Consider the following 21,896-nt stretch of genomic DNA (forward strand, 5'->3'; position numbering starts at 1 on the left):
CGCGGTCAGTAGCTGTAGCGTTCCAGCTCGGTGCCTTCGGCCTTGTTCAGCACCAGCCCGAGCAGCGGCGTGCTGTCGCCCAGCCGGCGCTCGACCTCGGCGATTTCCTTTTGCGTGGTCAGCCCGCCGCCGATCACCAGCAGCACGCCGTCGAACAGCGGGCGGAAGGCGATGACATCGTCGTAAAACAGCGCGGGCGGCAGGTCGAACAGCATCACGTCGGGCGCGAGGTGCTGTTCGATCCGTTGCAGCGTCTCCTCTGTCCGCGGGTCCTGCAACAGCTCCGAGGCATAGGCCTCGGTGGTGTCGTTCAGGGCAAAGGCGATGTTGCGGCCGGCGTTGACGGGGTTTTGGCCCATGCGGCGCAGGTGGTCCTCGGGCGCGGTCTGGCCGCGCAGCATGTCGCCGACCGAGCCGGGCCGCTCGATGCCCAGGATCTTGTGCAGGTTGGGGCGGCGCATGTCGAAGTCCATCAGCAGGGTGCGGCAGTTTTCCTGCCGCGACAGGCTGATGGCGAGGTTGGCGGCGGTGAAGGTCTTGCCGCAGTCCTTGCCGGGCGAGGTGATCGCCACGCGTTTCCAGCCGTTGTCGTGCAACCCCTGGAGCAGCCGGGTGCGCAACACGTCGAACACGGTATGGGCCGGGTCGTCGCGGTCTCCGGTGACGATGCGGTTGCGCCGCAGGTGGGCGGCGTCGACGGTGATCTCCTGTAACTGCGCCCAGGTGTCATCGACGGGGGGTGCGTCGGGTGACGGGGAGGGTGACGGCGCCACGGCGTCCTCGCCGGTCAGCCGGTAGGGGGCGGCGGTCGCGGCGGCAGCGGTTTCGGATTTGCGGGCGGCTTCGGCCTTGCGGCGTTCGTCGGCGAGGCGGGCCTCTTGTGCCTTGCGGGCGGCGTCCTCGGCCTTGCGGCGTTCCTCGGCGAGGCGGGCTTCTTGTGCCTTGCGGGCGGCGTCCTCGGCCTTGCGGCGTTCCTCGGCTTGGCGGGCTTCTTGTGCCTTGCGGGCGGCGTCCTCGGCCTTGCGGCGTTCCTCGGCGAGGCGGGCTTCTTCGGCCTTGCGGGCGGCGTCCTCGACCTTGCGACGTTCCTCTGCGAGGCGGGCTTCCTCGGCCTTGCGGGCGGCGTCCTCGGCCTTGCGGCGTTCCTCGGCGAGGCGGGCTTCTTCGGCCTTGCGCGCGGCGTCTTCCGCCTCGGTGCGGGCCTTTTCGGCGGCCTCTGCCTCGGCCTTTTGCCGGGCTTCGGCTTCGCGGCGTGCGCGGGCGGCGGCGACGCGGCGCAGGGCCTCTTCGCGGGCGATGCGTTCGAATTCGGCCTTGCGGCGGGCCTTTTCCTCGGCGCGCGCCTGCGCCTCGGCGGTGCGACGTGCGCCGGCCTCGGGGTCCGGGACAGGCGGTTCGGGTGCCGTTTCGGGGGCAATCTCGGGCAGGTTCTTGGGCACGGATTCGGGCAGGGTTTCGGGCAGGGTTTCGGGCACGGATTCGGGCGCCGGCCGGGGTTTGCCCGCGGCCGATCTGTGTTTGCGCCGGAATTTCGGGCCGTCCATCATGTTCATGCCCCTCGCTCCATGGCTGTGCGCACCGCGATGCCCCCTGTGCGGCGCCCAATGCGCCGCATCGTCCCGGAGGGATCGCCGTGCGGGTCGTTCCGTGCCGGACCGGGCGGCAATCCCCCAGGTCCGCCCCCGTCTTAAACCAGCCAAATCTGGCCAGAATAAGTCCGAAATCGCGGGATTGTTCACCCTTTGCCCGGTATGCGATGCGCACCTCAGTAGGTGAGCGGGCGCAGGCGGGTTTTCAAGTCGCCGGGCAATGGGCGGCCAGGAAGGGGGCCATGGCGGCGGCGACGGCGGCGGGGTCTTCCTCGTGCGCGAGGTGGCCGAGGCCGGTCAGCGGCAACACCCGGGCGTCGGGCATCCGGTCCGCCGCTGCGACGGCCACAGACGGGGCCACCGCGCGATCCCGGTCGCCGGTGATCAGCAGCGTCTGCGCTGTGATCCGGGGCAGGTCGCGCAACAGGTCGTCCAGCGACCAGCGCGCCATCATCTGCAACGCGCCGTTGACGTGCCGCCGGTCGGCCATCAGCCGGGCGTAGAGCGCATAGCCCTGCTCATCGAGGCATGAGCCGGTGCCCTCGACCAGCTTGCGCGCCTGCCCTGTGCCAGAGCGGCCCAGCGTGAACAGGAGCGGCGTCAACGGGTTGGCGGCCAGCATCCGCGCCAGCAGCGGGAACAGCCAGCCGGCCACACCGTCAAACGGCGTCAGCGCGGCGTTGATCCCCACCACGGCGGGCATGGGGTCCAGCCGCCCGGCCAGCCGCAGCGCCAGCGCGCCGCCGGCGGAATGGCCGATCAGGGCGGCGGGGCGCCAGCCCTGCGCGGCGATCAGCAGCGAGAGGTCCTGTGTCATGGCGTCGAGACCGGAGCGCGCGCCGCCGGGAGAGCGGGTGTAGCCGTGGCCGGGCAGGTCGACGGCGATGACGCGGTAGCGGTCCGCCAGAAGGGGGATCAGCCCGCGCCAGCTGTGCAGCGCCCCGCCCGCGCCGTGCAGCAGCACCAGGTCCGGGCCGTCACCCAGGACCTGGACGTGCCAGCGGTGCGGCGACAGCGGGATCTGACGCGAATGGCGGGCATGGGGCCAGGTCGCGGGGTCGGGCGGCCAGTCCATCGGCTCAGCCCAGCGCGCCCCGGAGCGCGTTGCCGATGCCCCTGGCGTCCGCGCGGGGCAGGGGCAGGTACTGCGCGCCCATGGTGGCAGCGAGGGTCTGCAAGGGCGCGTGCGGGCGGCGGCCCACGTCCAGCACGATGCCGGCAAAGCCCGCGCCGCGCAGCCAGCGCGCCTGCCGTTCCGCATCCGCCTGGGCGGTGGCGCGGTCGGCGCGGCCGTCCAGCGCGATGTTGGCCTTGCCATCGGTCAGCAGGGCGATGACCGGGGTCAGCCCGTGCGACAGGGCCGATTGCGCTACCTGCCCGGCGCTGAGCAGCGCGGCGGCAAGGGGCGTGCCGCCGCCGCCGGGCAGCGCGGCGAGCCGGCGTTTCGTCTGCACCAGCGAGCGGGTGGGCGGCAGCAGCAGGTCCGCCCTGTCGCCGCGAAAGGCGATCAGGGCAACGTGGTCGCGGCTGGAGTAGGCCTGCGCCAGCAGCAGTTCGACCGCGCCCTTGGCCTCGGCCAGGCGGGCCAGCGCGGCGGAACCGGAGGCATCGACGGCAAAGACCAGCAGCCGGTCCGAGCGGTCCTCATAGCGTTTGACGTGGATGTCGGAGGGCCAGATGGCGATGCGCCCGGCCTGCGCCTTGCGCAGCTTTTGCCAGGGGGCGGCGGCGCGCAGGGTGGCGACAAGGTCGATCCGCGCGCGCCCGTCCAGCCGGCCGCGCCGGGCGGGCAGGGGGCGGCCGCGCCGGTTGCCCTTGCGCCGCTGTCCGGCCCCCGATCCGGCGCCCGGGCGCCCGGCCTCCGGGGGGCGCAGGCCGGCCAGCAGGCCCGCCGGCAAGAGGGCGCGGACCGCCTCGATCAGCAGGTCCTCGGGCAGGTCGAGGCTGTCGGTGCCGGGGTCGCTGTCCTGCGGGTCGGGGGGCGGGGTGTCCGGGGTCTCTGACGGCGGCTCCTCGGGCTGCGGCATCATCGTGGCACGGTGCGGGTAGACCAGTTCGGCGGCAAGGCGGATGTCGGCAGTGGTCAGCGCGCCGGGGTCGGTGGCCAGGGCGCGCGCGGTGCGCAGCGCGAGGCGCGGGGCGCGCAGCGAGTCGATGCCGAAACGCGCGGCGAGCAGGGTCAGGGCCAGTGCGGGGTCGTCGACACGCTCGGCCTCGGTATCCATGTCGTCGGGCAAGGCGCGGGTGTCGGACAGGCAGAGGCCGGTCAGGTCGGCGTGAAAGGCGAGCCGTTCAGAAAGGCAGGCGGGCACATGTTCGTCACCTTCGGCGCCTTCGTCCAGCAGGACCAGCGGGTGCATCCGGCCCCGGTCCAGCGCCTGCGCCAGCAGGGCAGCGAGGTCGGGCGGGCAGCGTTCGGCCATGGCGAGGACATAGACCCCGGGTCGGTCCACCAGCGCCGGGGTGTCGACGCGGTGGCCGCTCTGCAAGGTGGCGGCCAGGTCCAGCCCGCCCAGCAGGGTTTCGGCGCTCATCGCCGGGTGCAGGCGGATCAGCGGCAGGCCAAGGGCGGTCAGCGCGTCAAGAAAGAGGTCGCGCACCGGGCCGGAGCGGGCGCGCAGCACCAGCCCGCCCAGCCCTGCGGCATCGCGGCCCAAGAGGCGCAGGGCCAGCGTGGCGCGCTGCCAGACCTGCGCGCCCTCGGTCATCCCAGGACCTCGGCCACCGCGCGGTCCACGCGCACGGCGGTCCCGGCCTCGTCCAGCGGGTCACGCCGCAGCCGGTGCGCCAGCGCCAGCGGCGCGACGCGGCGCAGGTGGTTGCGGCCCAGCGCCTGCGCCCCCTCGTAGGCGGCCAGGGCACGGCCCGCGCGCAGCAGCGTCAACTCGCCCCGCAGGCCATCGGCGCCCAGTGCCACGCAGAGCCGCGCGCAGTCGCGCAGGATGTCGTCCGGCGTGTCGATCGTGGCCAGTGCGGCGCGGGCGGTCAGGATGCGGCTGCGCACCTTTGCGTCGGCGGGCGCCCAGTCCGCGAGGAAGCGCTGCGGATCGGTCTCGAAGGCGTCGCGGCGGCGCACCACCTCGATCCGCTCCTCGATATCGGTGGGCGAGCGGACCTCGACCGAGAGGCCGAAGCGGTCCAGCAGTTGCGGCCGCAACTCGCCCTCTTCGGGGTTGCCCGAGCCGACGAGGACAAAGCGCGCGGCATGGCGGATCGACAGCCCGTCACGTTCGACCACGTTTTCGCCCGATTGCGCCACGTCGAGCAGCAGGTCGACGATGTGATCCTCGAGCAGGTTGACCTCGTCGATATAGAGGTAACCCCGGTTGGCCTGCGCCAGAAGTCCGGGCTGGAATGCCTTTTCGCCCTGCACCAGCGCGCGTTCGATATCCAGCGCGCCGGTCACGCGGTCCTCGGTCACGCCCAGCGGCAGGTCGACCACGGGGGTCGGGCGGGTGACGATCACCTCTGTGTCGAGTTCGGCCCAGTCGGGGCTTTCGGCCAGCGAGGGGGCGTTGACCGGGCAGCCGCGCACCGCGCGGATCGGCGGCAGGAGGGCGGCCAGCGCGCGCACGGCGGTGGATTTGCCGGTGCCTCGGTCGCCAAAGACCAGCACGCCGCCCAGCCGCGGCTCGACCGCGGTCAGGATCATCGCCGTCTTCATGCCCTGCTGGCCGACGATGGCGGAGAAGGGAAAGGCCTTGCTGGCGGGGGCGGTGTTGGCGGCTTTGTGGTCTGCCCTTGCGGGCTTGGGACAGGCCTTGTTCATGCGGACGCCCTTTCTGTCTGTCGGTCCTGCGCGGCCAGCGGGCTGGTGCCGCCCCATGTGCCGCGTTCGCCCAGGATGCGGAACCGCGCGTAGAGCTCTTCCCGGAACCAGTTTTCATCGCGCACGGCGCGGATGGCGCGGGCGTGCGGGCCGTCGGCGCGGGCGAAGGCGGCCATGCTGGCGGTGTCGGGCCAGATCGAAAAGGTGACCTGGTGCAGCAGCGGCACTTCGCCCAGTCCGATCTTGAACAGCACGTTGGGATCGTCGCCGATCACGTCCTGGATGTCGGGCACCCGGCCCCAGAAGCGCGGCAGGATGCGCGGCCGCAGGGTGGCGCGGGTCAGCGCGGCCAGCGCGCCGCGCGGCATCTCGCCCTCTGGGGCAAAGGGGGCGACGCCGGACCAGGCCCCGCGCGCCGTGACCGGGGCGAGGAACAGCGTCCAGCTTTCGACCGCGCGGGCGCGGTACAGGGCAAAGAGGCGTTCCTGCGCCAGCCGCGCCTCGGCGGTGGCGCGGTCGGGCCAGGTGCAGAGGATCGCGTAGACGTCCGGGTTCAGCCGGGGGGTAAAGCCGTGCCCGGTGCCGGAGCCGCACAGCTTCCAGAAGCCGAGGTCGCGCACGCGCGGCAGTATCAGCCGCGCCCCGCCCATCATGGCAAAGGCCCAGAGGCGGGCAACAGGCCCGCGAAACCGGAACAGACTGAGCGTCACGCATTGCACCAGGGCGACTCCCCGCAGGATGTGTCAACCTAGTCTGACATTCTGGGTGCAATGTGAAAAGGGGCTATCATACAGATTGTCAACTTTACCTGACATGTGTAGCCTCAAGCCATGATGACACGCGTCGATCCCACCCTCCCGACTCTCGCCGCGCGGATGACCGCGCCTCATGCCGTGGTGATCGGTGCAGGACTCGGCGGGCTGGCCGCGGCGATGCGCCTTGGCGCCAAGGGCTATCGCGTCACGCTGGTGGACCGGCTGGACGTGCCCGGCGGGCGCGGCTCGGCCCTGTGGAGGGACGGCCACCGATTCGACCTCGGTCCCACCATCGTCACCGTGCCGCAGGTGTTCCGCGAACTCTGGCGCGCCTGCGGGCGGGAGTTCGACGCGGAAGTTGACCTGCGCCCGATGGACCCCTTCTACGAGATCCGCTGGCCGGATGGGTCGCGCTTTGAGGCGTCGGGCGATACCGCGCGGATGCGGGCCGAGATCGCCCGCCTGTCGCCGCGCGACGTGGCGGGCTATGACGACTTCCTGCGCGACGCCGAGGCGCGCTACGAATTCGGCTTCGAGGACCTGGGGCGGCGGTCGATGCACCAGCTCTGGGAGCTGATCAAGGTGCTGCCGCGCTTTGGCCTGCTGCGGGCGGACCGGTCCGTCTATGGCCATGCGGCGCGGCGGTTCCGCGACGAACGGCTGCGCATGGCGTTTTCCTTTCACCCGCTGTTCATCGGCGGCGATCCGTTCCGCGTGACCTCGATGTACATCCTGGTCAGCCACCTGGAAAAGGCGTTCGGCGTGCATTACGCCATCGGCGGAGTCGCGGCGATCGCCGAGGCCATGGCCAAGGTGATCCAGTCGCAGGGCGGCGTGCTGCGGATGGAGACCGAGGTCGACGAGATCCTGGTCAGGGACAACCGCTGCCACGGCGTGCGGCTGACCGGCGGCGAGGTGGTCCAGGCCGACCTGGTGGTGTCGAACGCGGACGCGGGCCACACCTACACGCGCCTGCTGCGCAACACGCCCCGGCGGCGCTGGACGCCCGCGCGGCTGGACCGCACGCGCTGGTCGATGGGGCTGTTCGTCTGGTACTTCGGCACGCGGGGCACGCGCGAGATGTGGCGCGACGTGGGCCACCACACCATCCTGAACGGCCCGCGCTACAAGGGGCTGGTCGACGACATTTTCATCAAGGGCAAGCTGTCCGAGGACATGAGCCTCTATGTCCACCGCCCCTCGGTCACCGATCCGGGGGTTGCGCCGCGCGGCGGGGACACCTTCTATGCGCTGTCGCCGGTGCCGCACCTGGGCCATGACAACGGCGTCGACTGGGCGCAGGAGGGCGAACGCTACCGGCAAAAGGTGCAAAAGGTGCTGGAGGAGCGGCTGCTGCCCGGCCTTGGCGGACATCTGACCGCGTCCGAGGTGTTCACGCCGGAGACCTTCCGCGACCGGTATCTGTCGCCGCTGGGCAGCGGATTCTCGATCGAGCCGCGCATCCTGCAAAGCGCCTGGTTCCGGCCGCACAACGTCAGCGAAGAGGCCAGGGGGCTGTACCTGGTCGGTGCGGGCACACATCCCGGCGCGGGGCTGCCCGGCGTGATCTCCAGCGCCGAGGTGCTGGCGCAGCTGGTGCCCGACGCGGCGGTGGTGCGATGATCGCCGCGTCCGACATGGCGCATTGCCGCGAGGCGATCCGGCATGGCTCGCTCAGCTTTCACGCGGCGTCCAGGCTGCTGCCGGCGCGGGTGCGCGATCCGGCGCTGGTGCTGTATGCGTTTTGCCGGGTGGCGGATGACGCGGTGGACCTGACGCAGGAAAAGGCGGCGGCGGTACTGCGGCTGCGCGATCGGCTGGACCTGGTCTATGCCGGGCGGCCGCGCAACACGCCCTGCGACCGCGCCTTTGCCGCCGTGGTCGAGACCTTCGAGATGCCCCGCGCCCTGCCCGAGGCGCTGCTGGAAGGGCTCGCCTGGGATGCCGAGGGGCGGCGCTATCGCACGATGCAGGAGCTGCACGGCTACGCGGCCCGGGTGGCCAGCGCGGTGGGCGCAATGATGTGCGTGCTGATGCGGGTGCGCGATCCGCAGGCGCTGGCGCGGGCCTGCGACCTGGGCGTGGCGATGCAGCTGACCAACATCGCCCGCGACCTGGGCGAGGACGCGCGCGAAGGGCGGCTTTACCTGCCGCTGGACTGGCTGGATTCGCTCGGGATGGAGCCGGAGGCATTTCTCAGCGATCCAAAGCCGGACGCCAGTGTCACGCGCATGGTGCGCGCGCTGATCCGCGAGGCCGAGGTCTTGTATGCAAGGTCCGAGGCGGGGGTGCAGGCGCTGCCCGCCGCCGCCCGGCCCGGCATCTTTGCCGCGCGTTACATCTATGCCGCCATCGGCACGCAGTTGCGGCGGCAGGGCTACGATTCGGTCACCCGGCGGGCGCGGACCAGCCGGGGGCAAAAACTGACGCGCCTGGGCCTGGCATTGGCGCGGACCTCGGCGACGCTGGTGCTGCCGCGCTCGCCGCTCTATTACGCGGCGCCGCTGCCGGAAACCGCCTTTCTGGTGGAGGCCGCCGCCCGGCCCCGGCTCCAGGCCGACTGGTCCGACCGGCTGCTGTCGACCTTTGCGCAACTCGCCGAACGGGACAGGATGCGGCGTGCCGCCTTGATCGACCCGGCGCGGCGGTCTACGTGACCGTCATGTTCTGGCTGTATTTCGCGATCTTTCTGGCCGCCTGCGCGGCCGCGGGCATGACCGGCGGGCTGTTCCCGCCCGGCGCGTGGTATCGCACGCTGTCCAAGCCATCCTGGACGCCGCCCAACTGGCTGTTCCCGGTGGCCTGGAGCACCCTGTACCTGTGCATGGCCGGGGCGGGCGCGCGCGTTGCCATGACGCCCGAGGCCGGTCTGCCGCTGGCGCTCTGGGCCTTGCAGATCGCGCTGAACGGGCTGTGGACGCCGGTGTTCTTTGGCCTGCGGCGGATCAGGACGGGCTTTGTCGTGCTCTGCGGGCTCTGGCTGTCAGTCGCGGCGACCTGCGTGGCGCTGTGGGCGGTCGACTGGATCGCCGGCCTGCTGTTTGTGCCCTACCTGGCCTGGGTCTCGGTTGCGGGCGCGCTGAACCTGTCGGTCTGGCGGCTGAACCCCGAGATCGCGAAGAACCCTCCGCCGGTCGAGAAGTGAGGGGCGGCGGGGTGACCCCCGCCCTACGCCTGTGAATGCGCAGCGCTTTACCCCGGCCGCATGAGTCTGGCCGGGTGCGGATTGAGTATTTAGACCAAGAAGAAGCAACACGCGCGCGCAGGGTTTCTTCTTGGTCAAAATACTCGAAAAAAAAGGCCCGCCACGGGGTGCGGCGGGCCGGATTTGAGCGCTGGTGTCAGACCCGTTCGATCGCCAGCGCAATGCCCTGGCCGCCGCCGATGCACATGGTGATCAGCGCCTTGGAGCCGCCGATCCGCTCGAGCTCGTAGAGCGCCTTGACCACGAGGATCGCGCCGGTGGCGCCGACCGGGTGGCCCAGGGCGATGGCGCCGCCGTTCGGGTTGACCTTGGCCGGGTCGAGGCCGAGCCCCTTGTTCACCGCCAGGGCCTGGGCGGCAAAGGCCTCGTTCGATTCGATCACGTCGAAGTCGGAGGCGGACAGGCCGGTGCGCTTCAGCAGCGCCTCGACCGCGGGGACCGGGCCGATGCCCATGACCTCGGGGCGGACGCCGGCGAGGGCGTAGCCCAGCACCCGGGCGCGGGGTTTCAGCCCGGCCTTTTCGGCGGCACCGGCGCGCGCCAGCACCACGGCGGCCGCGCCGTCGTTGATGCCCGAGGCGTTGCCCGCGGTGACCGTTCCGTCCTTCTTGAACACGGCGCGCAGGCCGCCGAGGGCCTCCATCGTCGTCGCCTTGGGGTGTTCGTCGGTGGCGAAGTCGACCATGTCGCGTTTCACGCGGACCTGGACCGGCACGATCTGTTCGGCAAAGCGGCCTTCGGCGATGGCCTTGGCGGCGCGTTGCTGGCTTTCCAGCGCGAAGGCATCCTGTGCCTCGCGGCTGATGTCATGTTCGGCGGCGACGTTCTCGGCCGTCACGCCCATGTGGCCGGTGCCGAAGGGGCAGCTGAGCGCGCCGACCATCATGTCGAGCGTCTTGATGTCGCCCATCTTGGCGCCCCAGCGCTGATCGGTGATCGCGAAAGGCGAGCGGGACATGCCCTCGGCCCCGCCGGCCAGCGCGAAATCGGCGTCGCCCAGCATCAGCGACTGCACGGCGGAGATGACTGCCTGCGCGCCGGAGCCGCAGAGCCGGTTGACGTTCATCGCCGGCGTGGTGTCCGGGATGCCGGCCTGCATCGCCGCGACGCGGCTGAGGTACATGTCGCGCGGTTCGGTGTTGATGACGTGGCCAAAGACCACCTGGCCGATCTGTGCGCCTTCGACGCCGGCACGTTCCAGCGCGGCCTTGGCGGCGACGGTGCCGAGGTCGATCGGCGGGGTGCCTGCCAGGCTGCCGCCGAAAGTGCCGATGGCGGTGCGTGCGCCGCTCAGGATGACGATATCTTCGCTCATGGTCCCCTCCTATGGTTGCGGCGGACTATGCACGTGCAGCATCACTTTGTCAGCCGCGAAGCTGGGTTTGCAAATTGAGACCAAACGACACCCCGTTTGTGGTAAAGCCGAGTCTCATCAGGGAGGAACCAAGATGTCCGCAAGTCTGCAAGTGCTGTATCCCAACGCCGAGGGCACCCATTTCGACTATGACTATTACGTGAACACCCACCTTGCCATGGTCGGCGAGACCTGGGGCGAGCTGCTGGAGCATACCGTGGTGACCAGGGGGGTGGCCGGGGGGCCGGACACGCCGCCCGGGTTCCATGCCGTCGCGACGCTGGTGTTCCCCGATGCCGACGCGCGCCAGGAGGCGATGGGCAAGGCCGGGCCGCTGCTGGAGGACATCCCCAACTTTACCAACTGCAAGCCGCAGATGCTGATCGGCGATGTGATCGGCTGAGGCTGTGACCGCGCCGGGCGCCGGCCGTGTCAGTCGGCGCCCGGCAGGACCTCTGCCTGTGGCGTGGTTTCGTTCTTGAGCAGGCGCACCTCGCGCTGCGGGAAGGGGATCGAGATGCCGTTTTCCTTGAACGCGTCCCACAGCGCCAGGAACACGTCGCCGCGGATGTTGGTCAGGCCGCCGGTGGGGTCCTTGATCCAGAAGCGCAGCACGTAGTCCACCGATGAATCGCCAAAGCCGGTGATGTGGCAGACCGGCGGCTTGAAGCCGAGCACGCGGTCGACGCCCCGTGCGGCGGCGATGGCGATCCGGCGCACGGTGTGCGGATCGTCGTGGTAGGAGGTGCCAAAGTGGATGTCGAGCCGCACGAATTCGTTGGAATGCGACCAGTTCACCACCTGCCCGGTGATCAGGTCCTCGTTCGGGATCAGGAATTCCTTGCCGTCGCGGGTGACCACGCTGACATAGCGCGCGCCCAGCGCCTCGATCCAGCCGAAGGTGTCGCCCAGGCTGATGACGTCGCCCGGCTTGATCGACTTGTCGAGCAGGATGATGATGCCGGACACCAGGTTCGACACCACCTTTTGCAGGCCGAAGCCGAGGCCGACGCCGATGGCGCCGGACAGCACGGCGAGGCCGGTCAGGTCCACGCCGACCGATTTCAGCGCAAGGAAGAAGGCGGTGCCGAACAGCACCACCTGCAGCACCTTGACCGCCAGCACCTTCATCGAGGGGCTGATGTCCTTGTTGCGCCGGATCGAGGCCGCCGAGGCCCCCGCGGTGAGCCGCGCCAGCGCCAGCATCACCGTCATGATCACCACCGCCTTGATGATCAGCCAGAGCGACAGGCGGGTGTCGCCCATGGTCAGCGCCATCGAGTCGAGCGTGCTTTCGGTCTCGTCGGTCCAGCCGAGGATCGACAGCGTCGCCCAGGTCCAGGCGCCGTAGCGCACCACGACGCCCAGCGCCGGGTTGGCGATCAGCCGCGTGGCGAAGGCGATGAACAGCCAGGCGGCCGAGAGGTTGGCCACCACCCGCAGCAGCAGGCTGCGGTAGGTAAAGGTCATCTCGTTCATCACCAGGTAGACGACCCAGATCATCGCGACAAACAGGATCATCCGCATCCGGCGCAGCACGATCACCCCGAAGCGGAGCCGCCATTTCGGCCAGTTTTCGCGCGTGCGCAGCCATTCGGAATAGCGCGGCCGGATCACGCTGCGCAGGCCCCAGGCCAGCAGGAACAGGCCGATGATGATGCCGATCTGGTAGGTGGTCCAGGGCCGCAGCGCCGCGCGCCACAGAAGCTGGCCTTCGGCGAGCAGGAATTGCCAGATGCCGATCAGCGCCTCGGGGTCCAGCGGCAGCGTCTCCTGTGGGTCCATCGCGCCTTTCCCGGGCTTGCGTCCATCGTGACGGCCCAGTCTATTGCAATGCCGTCGCCGCGCAAGCCTCCGGGATCGTTGCGTTGCGGGGGCCGCTTGACAGCGCGGGGCGGCGGCCGCAGCGTTGCGCCATGATCCTGCCCTCTGCCATCGACGCCATCGGAAACACGCCCCTGATCGACCTGTCCCGCATCACCGCGGCGCTGGGGCTGGAGGGGCGCATCCTGGCCAAGCTGGATTACCTGCTGCCGGGGTTCTCCAAGAAGGACCGCGCCGCGCGCGCCATCGTCGAGGCGGCGCGCGCCGATGGCAGCCTGGCGCCGGGTCAGCCGGTGGTCGAACTGACCTCGGGCAACATGGGCACCGGGCTGGCGATTGTCTGCGGCATTCTGGGCCATCCCTTCATCGCGGTGATGAGCCGGGGCAACTCGGTCGAGCGGGCGCGGATGATGGTGGCGCTGGGCGCGGAGGTGGTGCTGGTGGACCAGGCGCCGGGCGGCGTGCCGGGGCAGGTGTCGGGCGCGGACCTGGCGCTGGTCGAGGCCGAGGCGCAGCGGCTGACCGCCGCACGCGGGGCCTTTCGTGCCGACCAATTCGCCCATCCGGGCAACCCGGCGGCGCATGAGACCGGGACCGGGCCGGAGATCTGGGACCAGTCGGGCGGCAGCGTCGAGGTGTTTGCCGATTTCGTCGGCTCGGGCGGGACGCTGGCCGGGGCGGCGCGGTTCCTTTCGCCCCGCGGCGTGGCCTGCTACGCGGTCGAGCCGGAAGGGGCCGAGGCGCTGGCGGGCGGCGACATGGCCCGCCCGGACCATCCGATCCAGGGCGGCGGCTATGCCATGGCGGCGCTGACCCACCTGCGGGATGTGCCCTTGGCGGGCTACCTTGCGGTCAGCGGCACGGCGGCGCGCGATCACGCGCGGCTGCTGGCGCGGCACGAAGGGCTGTTCGCGGGCTATTCGGCGGGGGCGAACCTGGCGGCGGCGGTGCAGCTGTCGCAGGGGGCGGAGCGGGGCCGGACGGTGGCCATCGTGCTGTGCGATAGCGGGCTGAAGTACCTGTCGACCGACCTCTGGCCGCCGGTCACTGCACCAGTGCGCTGAACGGCTGGAGCGTGCCCGAGGCGTCGACGCGGGCCTGCACGCTGATCGCCGCGGCGATGAGCACCACGATCAGGGCGATGTTGACCACGTTCAGCAGACTGCGCATGACACTTCCTGTTCCGTTTCCCTTGATACGCGGCGGCGGCTGCCCCCGGATCACTTTGCCCCTGCCCGGGGTTCGTCGGGACACCGGGCAGAGGCGTGCAGATGACCCCGCGAGGCCGCCGGGACAAGTGGGCGCGTCAGTTTGTCCGGCCGCGCGGCGGTCTTGCGGGAATCTGCCCGAGGCTGTATCAGCGCGGGTCATGAAACCGCACGTCGACCGGACCGACCGCGCCCGCCTGCGCGAACGTTTCCACGGCGCCACGCACACGGTGCTGGCCCGGCTATAGGCGCGCGCCCTGTTGCCGCGCCTGCCATTCCTTCGCCAAACAAACGGGAGAGGACCGATGTCCCCCAAGACCCTCTATGACAAGATCTGGGATGCCCATGTCGTCCACGAAGACGCCGACGGCACCTGCCTGCTGTATATCGACCGTCACCTGGTGCACGAGGTGACCAGCCCGCAGGCCTTTGAAGGGCTGCGCATGGCCGGCCGCGCCGTGCGCGCGCCGGACAAGACCATCGCCGTGCCGGACCACAACGTGCCCACCACGCCGGGCCGCGAGAACCCCGACCAGATGCCCGAGGAAAGCCGCATCCAGGTGGCCGCGCTGGACAAGAACGCCAAGGATTTCGGCATCCACTATTACCCGGTGTCGGACATCCGCCAGGGCATCGTGCATATCGTCGGGCCCGAGCAGGGCTGGACCCTGCCGGGCATGACGGTGGTCTGCGGTGACAGCCACACCGCGACGCACGGCGCATTCGGCGCGCTGGCGCATGGCATCGGCACCTCGGAGGTCGAGCATGTGCTGGCCACCCAGACGCTGATCCAGAAGAAGTCCAGGAACATGAAGGTCGAGATCACCGGCAAGCTGCGCCCCGGTGTGACCGCCAAGGACATCACCCTGTCCGTCATCGGCGCGACCGGCACGGCGGGCGGCACCGGCTATGTCATCGAGTATTGCGGCGAGGCGATCCGCGAGTTGTCGATGGAAGGCCGCATGACCGTCTGCAACATGGCGATCGAAGGCGGCGCGCGCGCCGGGCTGATCGCGCCGGACGAAAAGACCTATGAATACGTCAAGGGCCGCCCGCACGCGCCCAAGGGCGCCCAGTGGGAAGCCGCGCTGACCTGGTGGAAGACGCTGTTTTCCGACGCCGACGCGCATTGGGACAAGGTCGTCACGCTCAAGGGCGAGGACATCGCCCCTGTCGTGACCTGGGGCACCTCGCCCGAGGACGTGCTGCCGATCACCGGCACCGTGCCCGCGCCCGAGGACTTCAAGGGCGGCAAGGTCGAGGCGGCCCGGCGCTCGCTGGACTACATGGGCCTGACCCCGGGGCAGAAGCTGTCGGACATCGCCATCGACACCGTCTTTATCGGGTCGTGCACCAACGGCCGGATCGAGGACCTGCGCGCCGCGGCCGAGATCCTGAAGGGCCGCAAGGTCAAGGAAGGCATCCGCGCCATGGTGGTGCCGGGCTCCGGCCTGGTCCGCGCGCAGGCCGAGGAAGAGGGGCTGGCCGACATCTTCAAGGCGGCCGGGTTCGAATGGCGGCTTGCGGGTTGCTCGATGTGCCTGGCCATGAACCCCGACCAACTGTCGCCGGGCGAACGCTGCGCCGCCACGTCGAACCGCAACTTCGAGGGCCGACAGGGCCGCGGCGGGCGGACCCACCTGATGTCGCCCGCGATGGCGGCGGCGGCGGCGGTGACCGGGCGTCTGACGGATGTGCGCGAGATGATGAACGAGATGGCCTGAGGGCTGACGCGGGCGCGCGGCGGCGGTTTTCGCCGCGCGCCCATCCACGCGCCCGGCAGCGCGTGGCGGATCAGGCGACGCGTCGGATCAGTTGCTCAGCGTGCCGTCGGTGCTGCCGATGGCGGGCACGGCGATGCTGGTGGCGTTGGGCATTCCGTCGGCCTTCAGGCAGGTCGCCGAGATCATGGTGCCGCCGTCCGCCCCGTATCCCAAGGTGATGTTCGAGCAAGTGTTCTGGAAGGTGCTGGCAGCCATGTGGCCGCCGGCAAATGCAGAGGTGGCAGTCAGGGCAGGAATGGCGGATGCAAATAGGACCTGCATTTTGAATTCCCAAAAAAGCCGGTTGGCCGCCGCATTGGCGGCTCTGGCGACCGTAGGGCTTGGGAGCGATTCCCGAAAAGGTAGAGCCAATTAACGTGAAAACTCGTATTTGGTGAATTGCCTGGTGCGTTTCGCCGCCCGGTTTCGCCGAGAAATGACAGGCTCTCGCGTCCTGCTGCGGCGGTCCGGCCCCGTCAACTGCGGGGCAGGCGCTGGGGACGCCCGCTGCGCGAGGGGGCCAGGCTGCCCGACCGGCGGGAACGAAGCCGTCACAAGGGGCCGAATCGATTCGCAGCCAAACCGGTTCGTTTCACACCGGCCGGGCCGGGAAATATTGAATTAAACGGATGAATTGTTTGATATGCCGCGGGTCACAACCTTGGCGGGCGCCATTGTTTCAATCTGCGTGCCAAACCGTTTTCTCCACGCGTTTTCGGCCATATTTTCGCCGCTGTTGTTGACTGACTGCGCCCGCCCTGTAGATTTCCTTGATGTATCGTGGTCAGCGTTTTCGGTGGGGTCGTATGAAAAAGTATTTTGCCTTGGCAGCATTTTGTGGGTTTTCCCTGTTCGGCGGGGCGTCGCACGCCGCGACGCTGACCTACGATGGCACCGCCCACGGGTTTCGCACCGTTCACTTTGACGCCTCGCCCGTGACGCCCCGGTTCAACCCGGCGCTGGCCGGCGGCTTTCTGATGTCGGACTCGGCGCGCCAGTTCGTCGCCTATTGCCTGGACATCACCAAGCAGCTGCTGTCGAGTGCGGACTACGTCGAGACGGACACGCCGTGGTCCTTTAATCCCCTCGGGACATCGGTGGCCCGCGTGCAGTCGATCTTTGACGCGAACTATGCCGCCGTCGACACCGCGGCGGAAAGCGCCGCCTTGCAGATCGCCCTCTGGAACGTGATCTATGACACCGACTGGGACCTGACGGCGGGTGCCTTTCAGGCGCATTCGGACGACGCCAGCGTCAACGCCTTTGCGGCCACCTTCCTGGCGAACGCCCAAGGCTATACCGGCCCCAAGGCCTATGACCTGACCTTTTACGAGGCGACCGGCAATCCGCGCAGCCAGTCGCTGGTGACGATGTCCCCGGTCCCCGTTCCGGCGGCCGGACTGCTGTTGCTGTCGGCGCTGGGCGCCGGTGCGGCAATGGCACGGCGGCGCAAGCGGTCCTGACCGACTTTTCCAGCCAACCCCGTGCGCAATGGGCTCCGGCACCGCCCTGCGGACCCACGCGGGCCGGGTCGCCGGGGACCGGGCCCCGACCGACAGACACAGGGGTGCCGCCGACGTGCCGGTGGCGCCCGGATCGCACCCGGCGACGGAATGTTCACAGGTTGTTTCAAAAAAGCCCGTGCCGATAGGCGCCGATAGCAAATCACAATCGGGTGTGGTATTAACTATTAAGTGTATCGGCGAGTCGCCCGACTATTCAGGGCGTGCCTCCAGAGGAGGTCCGAAAGCGTCTAAATGGTACACTTGTGTAATTGGTGACCTGTTTTCAGTGAGTATTGAAACCATTTTCAGTGGGTGCTGACCATGCCTTGCAACAAGCTAAGTTTGAGCGCTCTTGCGCTCTCGGGGGTGCTTGCCACCGCGACACCCTCGAACGCTGTCACCGTCGATCTTGAACTGCTTCTCATGAACGACGTCTCGGGCAGCATCACGGCGGCCGACTTCAACTTCCAGCTCCAGGGCATCGCCGCGGCCTTCCGCGATGCCGCGGTCCTGCAGAAGATCCAGAACGGCGCCATCGGCCAGATCGCGGTTTCGGTCGCCTTCTTTGCCGACAGTATCGTCCAGTCGATCCCCTGGACCCTGATCAGCGACAGCGCCACGGCCGAAGCCTTTGCCGTTGCGGTGGAAAACGCAATCCGGCCAGCGGTGGGGAGCAGCGACAACACCTCGGTCGCCCTGCTGGCCGCTGAGGGGTTCTTTATCGGCAACGGGTACGAAGGCACGCGCAACGTCATCGACATCGTGACCGAAGGCGCGCAGGACGTGTCAGGGTGCAGTTTCAACCAGCCGGTCTGCGCGCCCTTGCAGCAGGCCCGCGACACCGTGCTGGCGGGTGAGATCGACACGATCAACGCGCTGTTGCTGGATGACCGGAACTTCTTTGGCAACGATCCCGCCGACATCATCCAGGCCGTGCCCTACGCACAGACCAACATGATCGGCGGACCGGGGGCCTTTGCCGACTTCGAGGAAGACTTCACCGGTTTCGCCGCCGCGATCAACGCCAAGCTGCTGCGCGAGATCGATCCGCCGCCGATCCCGCTGCCGGGTGCGGCCTTCCTGTTGCTGGGGGCACTGGGTGCGCTGGCCGCGGCGGGAAAACGCCGCAAGGCAGCCTGAGTCGCGCAGGACCAAGTCATGACACGCGGGCCCCGAGAGGGGCCCGTTCTTTTGCGGCACGACATTGCACATGGCGCCAAAATCGCTAAGACCTGTTAGCCGAAGGTCAGGCTTCGGCCTGCAGCGATTGCCGGAGAGGACTACGCCATGGACAAGTTTACCACCCTGACCGGGATCGCGGCGCCCATGCCGCTGGTCAACATCGACACCGACATGATCATCCCCAAGCAGTTCCTGAAGACGATCAAGCGATCGGGCCTGGGGGTGAACCTGTTCGACGAGATGCGCTATGACCGCGAGGGCAACGAGATCCCCGATTTCGTGCTGAACAAGCCGCAGTACCGCGACGCCGAGATCATCGTCGCCGGCGACAACTTTGGCTGCGGATCGTCGCGGGAACACGCGCCCTGGGCGCTGAAGGATTTCGGCATCAAGTCGGTCATCTCGACCAGCTTTGCCGACATCTTCTACAACAACTGCTTCAAGAACGGCATCCTGCCGATCGTGCTGCCGCAAGAGGCGGTCGAGGTGCTGATGAAGGACGCCGAAAAGGGGTCGAACGCGCGGATGATCGTCGACCTGGAGGCGCAGACCGTCACCAGTTCGGACGGCGAAAGCTTTGCCTTCGAGGTCGACCCGTTCAAGAAGCATTGCCTGATCAACGGGCTGGACGACATCGGCCTGTCGATGGAAAAGGCGCCCGCCATCGACGCCTACGAGGCAAAGGCCGCGCAGGCCCGTCCCTGGGTCTGATCGCGCTGCGAATGCGAAAGGCCCCTGTCCCGAAAGGGCGGGGGCCTTGTCATTTGCGCAGGCGTCAACGCCATACAGATTGACGAGAGATGAACTTCCCTGCCGGGGGCAGGCAGGCTCTTGTGTCTGAAATTCCATTATCCTCAATATATTGCGCCCTGTTCCTCAGGCGCCCAATTTATGCCCGGGAATTGATGCATTCCCGCACCACTGGCACCGCGAAAGCGCCATGAACCTGCGCCAGCCTCCGAAGGATGGTTGAGCGCTTCGCGGAAAAGGGGCAAAACTTGGGCAAGATTGAGGCACCCCGCCACAATGCGCGGGCTCGGGATGGAACAAGGGCGCGGCATCGTATCGCGGCCGTCCGGATCGAAAGGGCAGAACCGTGATCACGCGAATGGTGGCCGCCTCCGCGCGGGCGTTCCTTGTGGCTGTGCTGGTGGTGACACCGGCGCTGCTGTTGCCCGGCACGCGGATCGAAACCACCCAGGTGATCCTGCTGGCCGCCCTTGTCGGGGCCGTCCTGACCCTTGTCGAATATGTCTCGCCCTCACCCTCGCTGATCGAGTTCCGCGCCGCGCCGCCGTACAACCGCATCCGCTTTGTCTCGATCGCGGCGACGGTGCTGCTGCTGACGCTGATGTGCCGGGGCGAGAGCCTGCCCACCCCCCTGACCGAGGCGCTGACCGGCGTCGCGGCGCTGATCGGCCGCGCGCTGGATTTCCCGTTCTCGCCGGTCCACCTGGTCGTCCTGACGGCGCCCGACATGGCCGATCAGGTCCGCCCGCTGGCCGGGATGGCAAATGCGGTTTCGGTGGGCACGATTCTGATCTTCGCGCTGGCGGTCCGCTTCTTCGACTGGCCGCTCAACGCGGGGGCGTTCAATTTCTGGATCAACCTGCCGCTCTACGACCCCACCGCCGGCGGCGACATCCTGCTGCGGCTGCGGCGCGACAGCCAGGTTAACCTCGCCTTAGGATTCCTTCTGCCATTCTTGATCCCGGCGGCGCTGAGCGCGGCCTCGGTCGATGCGACGCTGGTGTCGCGGGCCGACCCGCAGACGACGATCTGGATGTTGAGCATATGGGCCTTTCTGCCGGCGAGCTTGTTCATGCGGGGGATCGCGCTGATGAGGATCGCCGTGCTGATCGAGGAAAAGCGTCGGCGCGCCTACGCGCAGGCCGACTTGCAGGCCGTCTGATCCTGCTGGCCAGCTACCTGCTGGTCGCCTTCGCCGCCTCTGCAGACCCGCTGCGAATCGCCACCTGGCACGGCGATTTCAGCCGCAAGGGGCCGGGGCTGCTGCTGGCCGATCTCGACAAGGCACCGCCCGACCTGGCGCCGATCCTGTCGGCGGGGCCCGACGTGCTGCTGCTGACGGATTTCGACTATGATGCCGGGCTCGTCGCCGTGGACAAGCTGCGCGCGTTGCTGGCGGGGCAGGGGCTGGAGTATCCGCATGTCCTGGCCGCGCGGCCCAACACCGGGATGCCCACAGGGCTGGACATCGACGGCGACGGCCGGCGCGGCGGCCCGCGCGATGCGCAGGGCTTTGGCTGGTTCTCGGGGCAGGGCGGGCTGGTGGTGCTGTCGCGCTATCCGCTGCACCTTGAGGCCGATCACAGCGCGCTGCTGTGGAAGGACGCGCCGGACAGCGCCATCGCTCCGGACGATCCGGCGCTGGCCGTGCAGCGGCTGTCGTCCGCAGCGCATTGGGCGGTGACGGTGCAGGCGCCGGATGCGCCGCTGACCCTGCTGACGCTGGCCGCCACGCCGCCGGTGTTCGACGGGCCGGAGGACCGCAACGGGCGGCGCAACCGCGACGAGGTGCTGCTGTGGGCGCATGTGCTGGACGGCGCGCTGGGCGCGGTGCCGGAGGGGCCGGTGGTGCTGCTGGGCAACCTCAACCTGGACCCCGACCGGGGCGAGGGGCTGCGCGAGGCAGCGGCGCGGGTGCTGGCGCATCCGCGATTGCAGGACCCCTTGCCGGGGGCGGCGACAGTCCAGTGGGACAGCACCGGGCCGATGCGGACCAGCTACGTCCTGCCGGACCGTGCGCTGACGGTGATCGGCGCCGGTGTCATCCCGCCCGCGCCGGAGACCGGCCGGCATGGGCTGGTCTGGGTCGACCTGCGCCCGGGCTGAGCACCGGGGCCAGGGCGACGGCAAGTGCCTTGGCCGGATCGGTGTCGACAAAGCCGGGCAGCACGGCGTCAAGGCTGGCGCGCGTCAGGCGGTGCGGCTTGGACCAGAGATAGCGCATTTCCAGCAGGGACCGCGCCACGCGCCAGAACGGCCGGGCCAGATGCAGCGGCCACCACGCCATGCGCCTTACCCGAACCTCGCACCCCAGCACCCGACCGCAGAGCGCGGCCAGTTCCGTGCCGGTCAGCGTGTAGCCGGGAAAGTTGATCTCGGCATAGGGCGGCAGGCTGTGGCGCCGTTCCGCCAGCGCGACGGCGGCGCGCGCCATGTCCGGCAGCCAGGCCCAGGCATGCGGCACCGCCGGGTCGCCGGGATAGGTCAGGATGCCCTTTTTCAGCGACGGCGCGATCTGCAGGTCGAACCAGTTGCCGGAGGCTTCGGTGTCGAGGAAATCCCCGGCCCGCAGCAGGATCACCCGCACGCCTGCATCGCGGTAGCTGCGCTCCATCGCGATGCGGATGCGGCCCAGCGGGTTGGCCGCGCGCTGCGGAATGTCGGGGCCAAAGCCCTCGGGCGCATCCGCGCCAAAGACGTAGACGTTGCCCGGGACGATCACCGTCGCCCCCGAGGCGCGCGCTGCCGCGATCACCTGCGCGGTCTGCCCCGGCACCTGCGCCGCCCAATCGGGATAGGGCGGGTTCCAGCCGTTGACGATGATGTCGGCCCCCATGGCCGCATCCGCCAGGTTGCCGCCGGCGCGGTCATGCAGCCGGACCTGCCAGCCCGCGTCGCGGAACGCCGCGGCCGCGTTGCGGCCAAAGCGGCCATGTCCGCCCAATATCAGTGCCGTGCCTGTCATGTTCATGTCCTTGCAATGTGGCATGGC

21 protein-coding genes are annotated in these 21,896 nt (G+C 69.2%); 11 read left to right on the top strand and 10 right to left on the bottom strand.

What is annotated here, in order from left to right; genetic code table 11:
* Positions 1-5: 5 nt before the first annotated feature.
* From MAA8898_RS01765 to crtA, 5 genes are all read right to left on the bottom strand, one after another.
* Positions 6-1,553, bottom strand: coding sequence for a CpsD/CapB family tyrosine-protein kinase (locus MAA8898_RS01765; protein WP_245853209.1), 1,548 nt, complete (start codon positions 1,551-1,553; stop codon positions 6-8).
* A 241-nt stretch (positions 1,554-1,794) separates the two neighbouring features.
* A complete protein-coding gene (bchO, locus tag MAA8898_RS01770) occupies positions 1,795-2,664 on the bottom strand; it encodes an alpha/beta fold hydrolase BchO (protein ID WP_094019236.1) in 870 nt (289 codons plus the stop codon).
* Between the two features lie 4 nt (positions 2,665-2,668).
* Positions 2,669-4,297 (bottom strand): magnesium chelatase subunit D, encoded by a 1,629-nt coding sequence (locus tag MAA8898_RS01775; protein ID WP_094019237.1) that lies wholly within the window; start codon positions 4,295-4,297, stop codon positions 2,669-2,671.
* The gene (gene bchI, locus MAA8898_RS01780) at positions 4,294-5,253 is read right to left on the bottom strand and encodes a magnesium chelatase ATPase subunit I (RefSeq protein ID WP_245853221.1); all 960 of its coding nucleotides are present in this window, start codon (positions 5,251-5,253) and stop codon (positions 4,294-4,296) included. Before bchI ends, MAA8898_RS01775 begins: the two co-directional genes overlap by 4 nt.
* A gap of 101 nt (positions 5,254-5,354) precedes the next feature.
* Complete coding sequence (gene crtA / locus MAA8898_RS01785) at positions 5,355-6,068, bottom strand: spheroidene monooxygenase (RefSeq protein ID WP_370738605.1); 714 nt, start codon at positions 6,066-6,068, stop codon at positions 5,355-5,357.
* A gap of 120 nt (positions 6,069-6,188) precedes the next feature.
* Between crtA and MAA8898_RS01790 the strand changes: the two genes are divergently transcribed.
* Genes MAA8898_RS01790 through tspO form a run of 3 tightly spaced genes read left to right on the top strand, consistent with a single transcriptional unit; the run spans position 6,189 to position 9,258 of the window.
* Positions 6,189-7,736, top strand: a complete 1,548-nt coding sequence (locus tag MAA8898_RS01790; protein WP_094019240.1) for a phytoene desaturase — start codon at positions 6,189-6,191, stop codon at positions 7,734-7,736.
* Positions 7,733-8,770: a 15-cis-phytoene synthase gene (crtB, locus tag MAA8898_RS01795; RefSeq protein WP_094019241.1), complete on the top strand. Its 1,038-nt coding sequence runs from the start codon at positions 7,733-7,735 to the stop codon at positions 8,768-8,770. The genes MAA8898_RS01790 and crtB overlap by 4 nt, the downstream gene beginning before the upstream one ends.
* A gap of 5 nt (positions 8,771-8,775) precedes the next feature.
* Complete coding sequence (tspO, locus tag MAA8898_RS01800) at positions 8,776-9,258, top strand: tryptophan-rich sensory protein TspO (protein ID WP_094019242.1); 483 nt, start codon at positions 8,776-8,778, stop codon at positions 9,256-9,258.
* A gap of 196 nt (positions 9,259-9,454) precedes the next feature.
* On the opposite strand, the gene MAA8898_RS01805 is transcribed toward tspO, so the two are convergent.
* Positions 9,455-10,633, bottom strand: coding sequence for an acetyl-CoA C-acyltransferase family protein (locus MAA8898_RS01805; protein WP_094019243.1), 1,179 nt, complete (start codon positions 10,631-10,633; stop codon positions 9,455-9,457).
* A 133-nt stretch (positions 10,634-10,766) separates the two neighbouring features.
* On the opposite strand from MAA8898_RS01805, the gene MAA8898_RS01810 reads away from it, so the two are divergent.
* Positions 10,767-11,075 (top strand): EthD family reductase, encoded by a 309-nt coding sequence (locus MAA8898_RS01810; RefSeq protein WP_094019244.1) that lies wholly within the window; start codon positions 10,767-10,769, stop codon positions 11,073-11,075.
* A gap of 29 nt (positions 11,076-11,104) precedes the next feature.
* On the opposite strand, the gene MAA8898_RS01815 is transcribed toward MAA8898_RS01810, so the two are convergent.
* Positions 11,105-12,457: a mechanosensitive ion channel family protein gene (locus MAA8898_RS01815; protein ID WP_094019245.1), complete on the bottom strand. Its 1,353-nt coding sequence runs from the start codon at positions 12,455-12,457 to the stop codon at positions 11,105-11,107.
* A gap of 131 nt (positions 12,458-12,588) precedes the next feature.
* Here MAA8898_RS01815 and MAA8898_RS01820 point away from each other — a divergent pair, with 131 nt between their 5' ends.
* Positions 12,589-13,560: a PLP-dependent cysteine synthase family protein gene (locus MAA8898_RS01820; protein WP_094019246.1), complete on the top strand. Its 972-nt coding sequence runs from the start codon at positions 12,589-12,591 to the stop codon at positions 13,558-13,560.
* Here the strand turns inward: MAA8898_RS01820 and MAA8898_RS27020 are convergent.
* Positions 13,541-13,666, bottom strand: coding sequence for a hypothetical protein (locus tag MAA8898_RS27020; protein ID WP_281252785.1), 126 nt, complete (start codon positions 13,664-13,666; stop codon positions 13,541-13,543). The genes MAA8898_RS01820 and MAA8898_RS27020 overlap by 20 nt on opposite strands.
* Positions 13,667-14,009: 343 nt before the next feature.
* Here MAA8898_RS27020 and leuC point away from each other — a divergent pair, with 343 nt between their 5' ends.
* The gene (gene leuC / locus MAA8898_RS01825; RefSeq protein ID WP_094019247.1) at positions 14,010-15,428 is read left to right on the top strand and encodes a 3-isopropylmalate dehydratase large subunit; all 1,419 of its coding nucleotides are present in this window, start codon (positions 14,010-14,012) and stop codon (positions 15,426-15,428) included.
* 87 nt (positions 15,429-15,515) lie between these two features.
* Here leuC and MAA8898_RS26100 read toward each other — a convergent pair whose 3' ends face one another.
* Complete coding sequence (locus MAA8898_RS26100) at positions 15,516-15,683, bottom strand: hypothetical protein (protein WP_176445037.1); 168 nt, start codon at positions 15,681-15,683, stop codon at positions 15,516-15,518.
* Between the two features lie 590 nt (positions 15,684-16,273).
* Between MAA8898_RS26100 and MAA8898_RS01830 the strand changes: the two genes are divergently transcribed.
* The 5 genes from MAA8898_RS01830 (at position 16,274) to MAA8898_RS01850 (ending at position 21,010) form a co-directional block, all read left to right on the top strand.
* Complete coding sequence (locus MAA8898_RS01830; RefSeq protein WP_094019248.1) at positions 16,274-16,930, top strand: thioester domain-containing protein; 657 nt, start codon at positions 16,274-16,276, stop codon at positions 16,928-16,930.
* A 384-nt stretch (positions 16,931-17,314) separates the two neighbouring features.
* A complete protein-coding gene (locus MAA8898_RS01835) occupies positions 17,315-18,112 on the top strand; it encodes a DUF1194 domain-containing protein (RefSeq protein WP_176445038.1) in 798 nt (265 codons plus the stop codon).
* Positions 18,113-18,259: 147 nt separating this feature from the next.
* Positions 18,260-18,865, top strand: a complete 606-nt coding sequence (gene leuD, locus MAA8898_RS01840) for a 3-isopropylmalate dehydratase small subunit (protein WP_094019250.1) — start codon at positions 18,260-18,262, stop codon at positions 18,863-18,865.
* A 385-nt stretch (positions 18,866-19,250) separates the two neighbouring features.
* The gene (locus MAA8898_RS01845) at positions 19,251-20,066 is read left to right on the top strand and encodes a hypothetical protein (protein ID WP_245853210.1); all 816 of its coding nucleotides are present in this window, start codon (positions 19,251-19,253) and stop codon (positions 20,064-20,066) included.
* The gene (locus tag MAA8898_RS01850) at positions 19,949-21,010 is read left to right on the top strand and encodes an endonuclease/exonuclease/phosphatase family protein (protein ID WP_176445039.1); all 1,062 of its coding nucleotides are present in this window, start codon (positions 19,949-19,951) and stop codon (positions 21,008-21,010) included. The genes MAA8898_RS01845 and MAA8898_RS01850 overlap by 118 nt, the downstream gene beginning before the upstream one ends.
* Here MAA8898_RS01850 and MAA8898_RS01855 read toward each other — a convergent pair.
* A complete protein-coding gene (locus tag MAA8898_RS01855; RefSeq protein ID WP_245853211.1) occupies positions 20,946-21,893 on the bottom strand; it encodes a Rossmann-fold NAD(P)-binding domain-containing protein in 948 nt (315 codons plus the stop codon). The genes MAA8898_RS01850 and MAA8898_RS01855 overlap by 65 nt on opposite strands.
* Between the last annotated feature and the right edge of the window lie 3 nt (positions 21,894-21,896).

Source organism: Antarctobacter aquimaris (assembly GCF_900184945.1).
GTDB classification, from domain to species: Bacteria; Pseudomonadota; Alphaproteobacteria; order Rhodobacterales; family Rhodobacteraceae; genus Maliponia; species Maliponia aquimaris.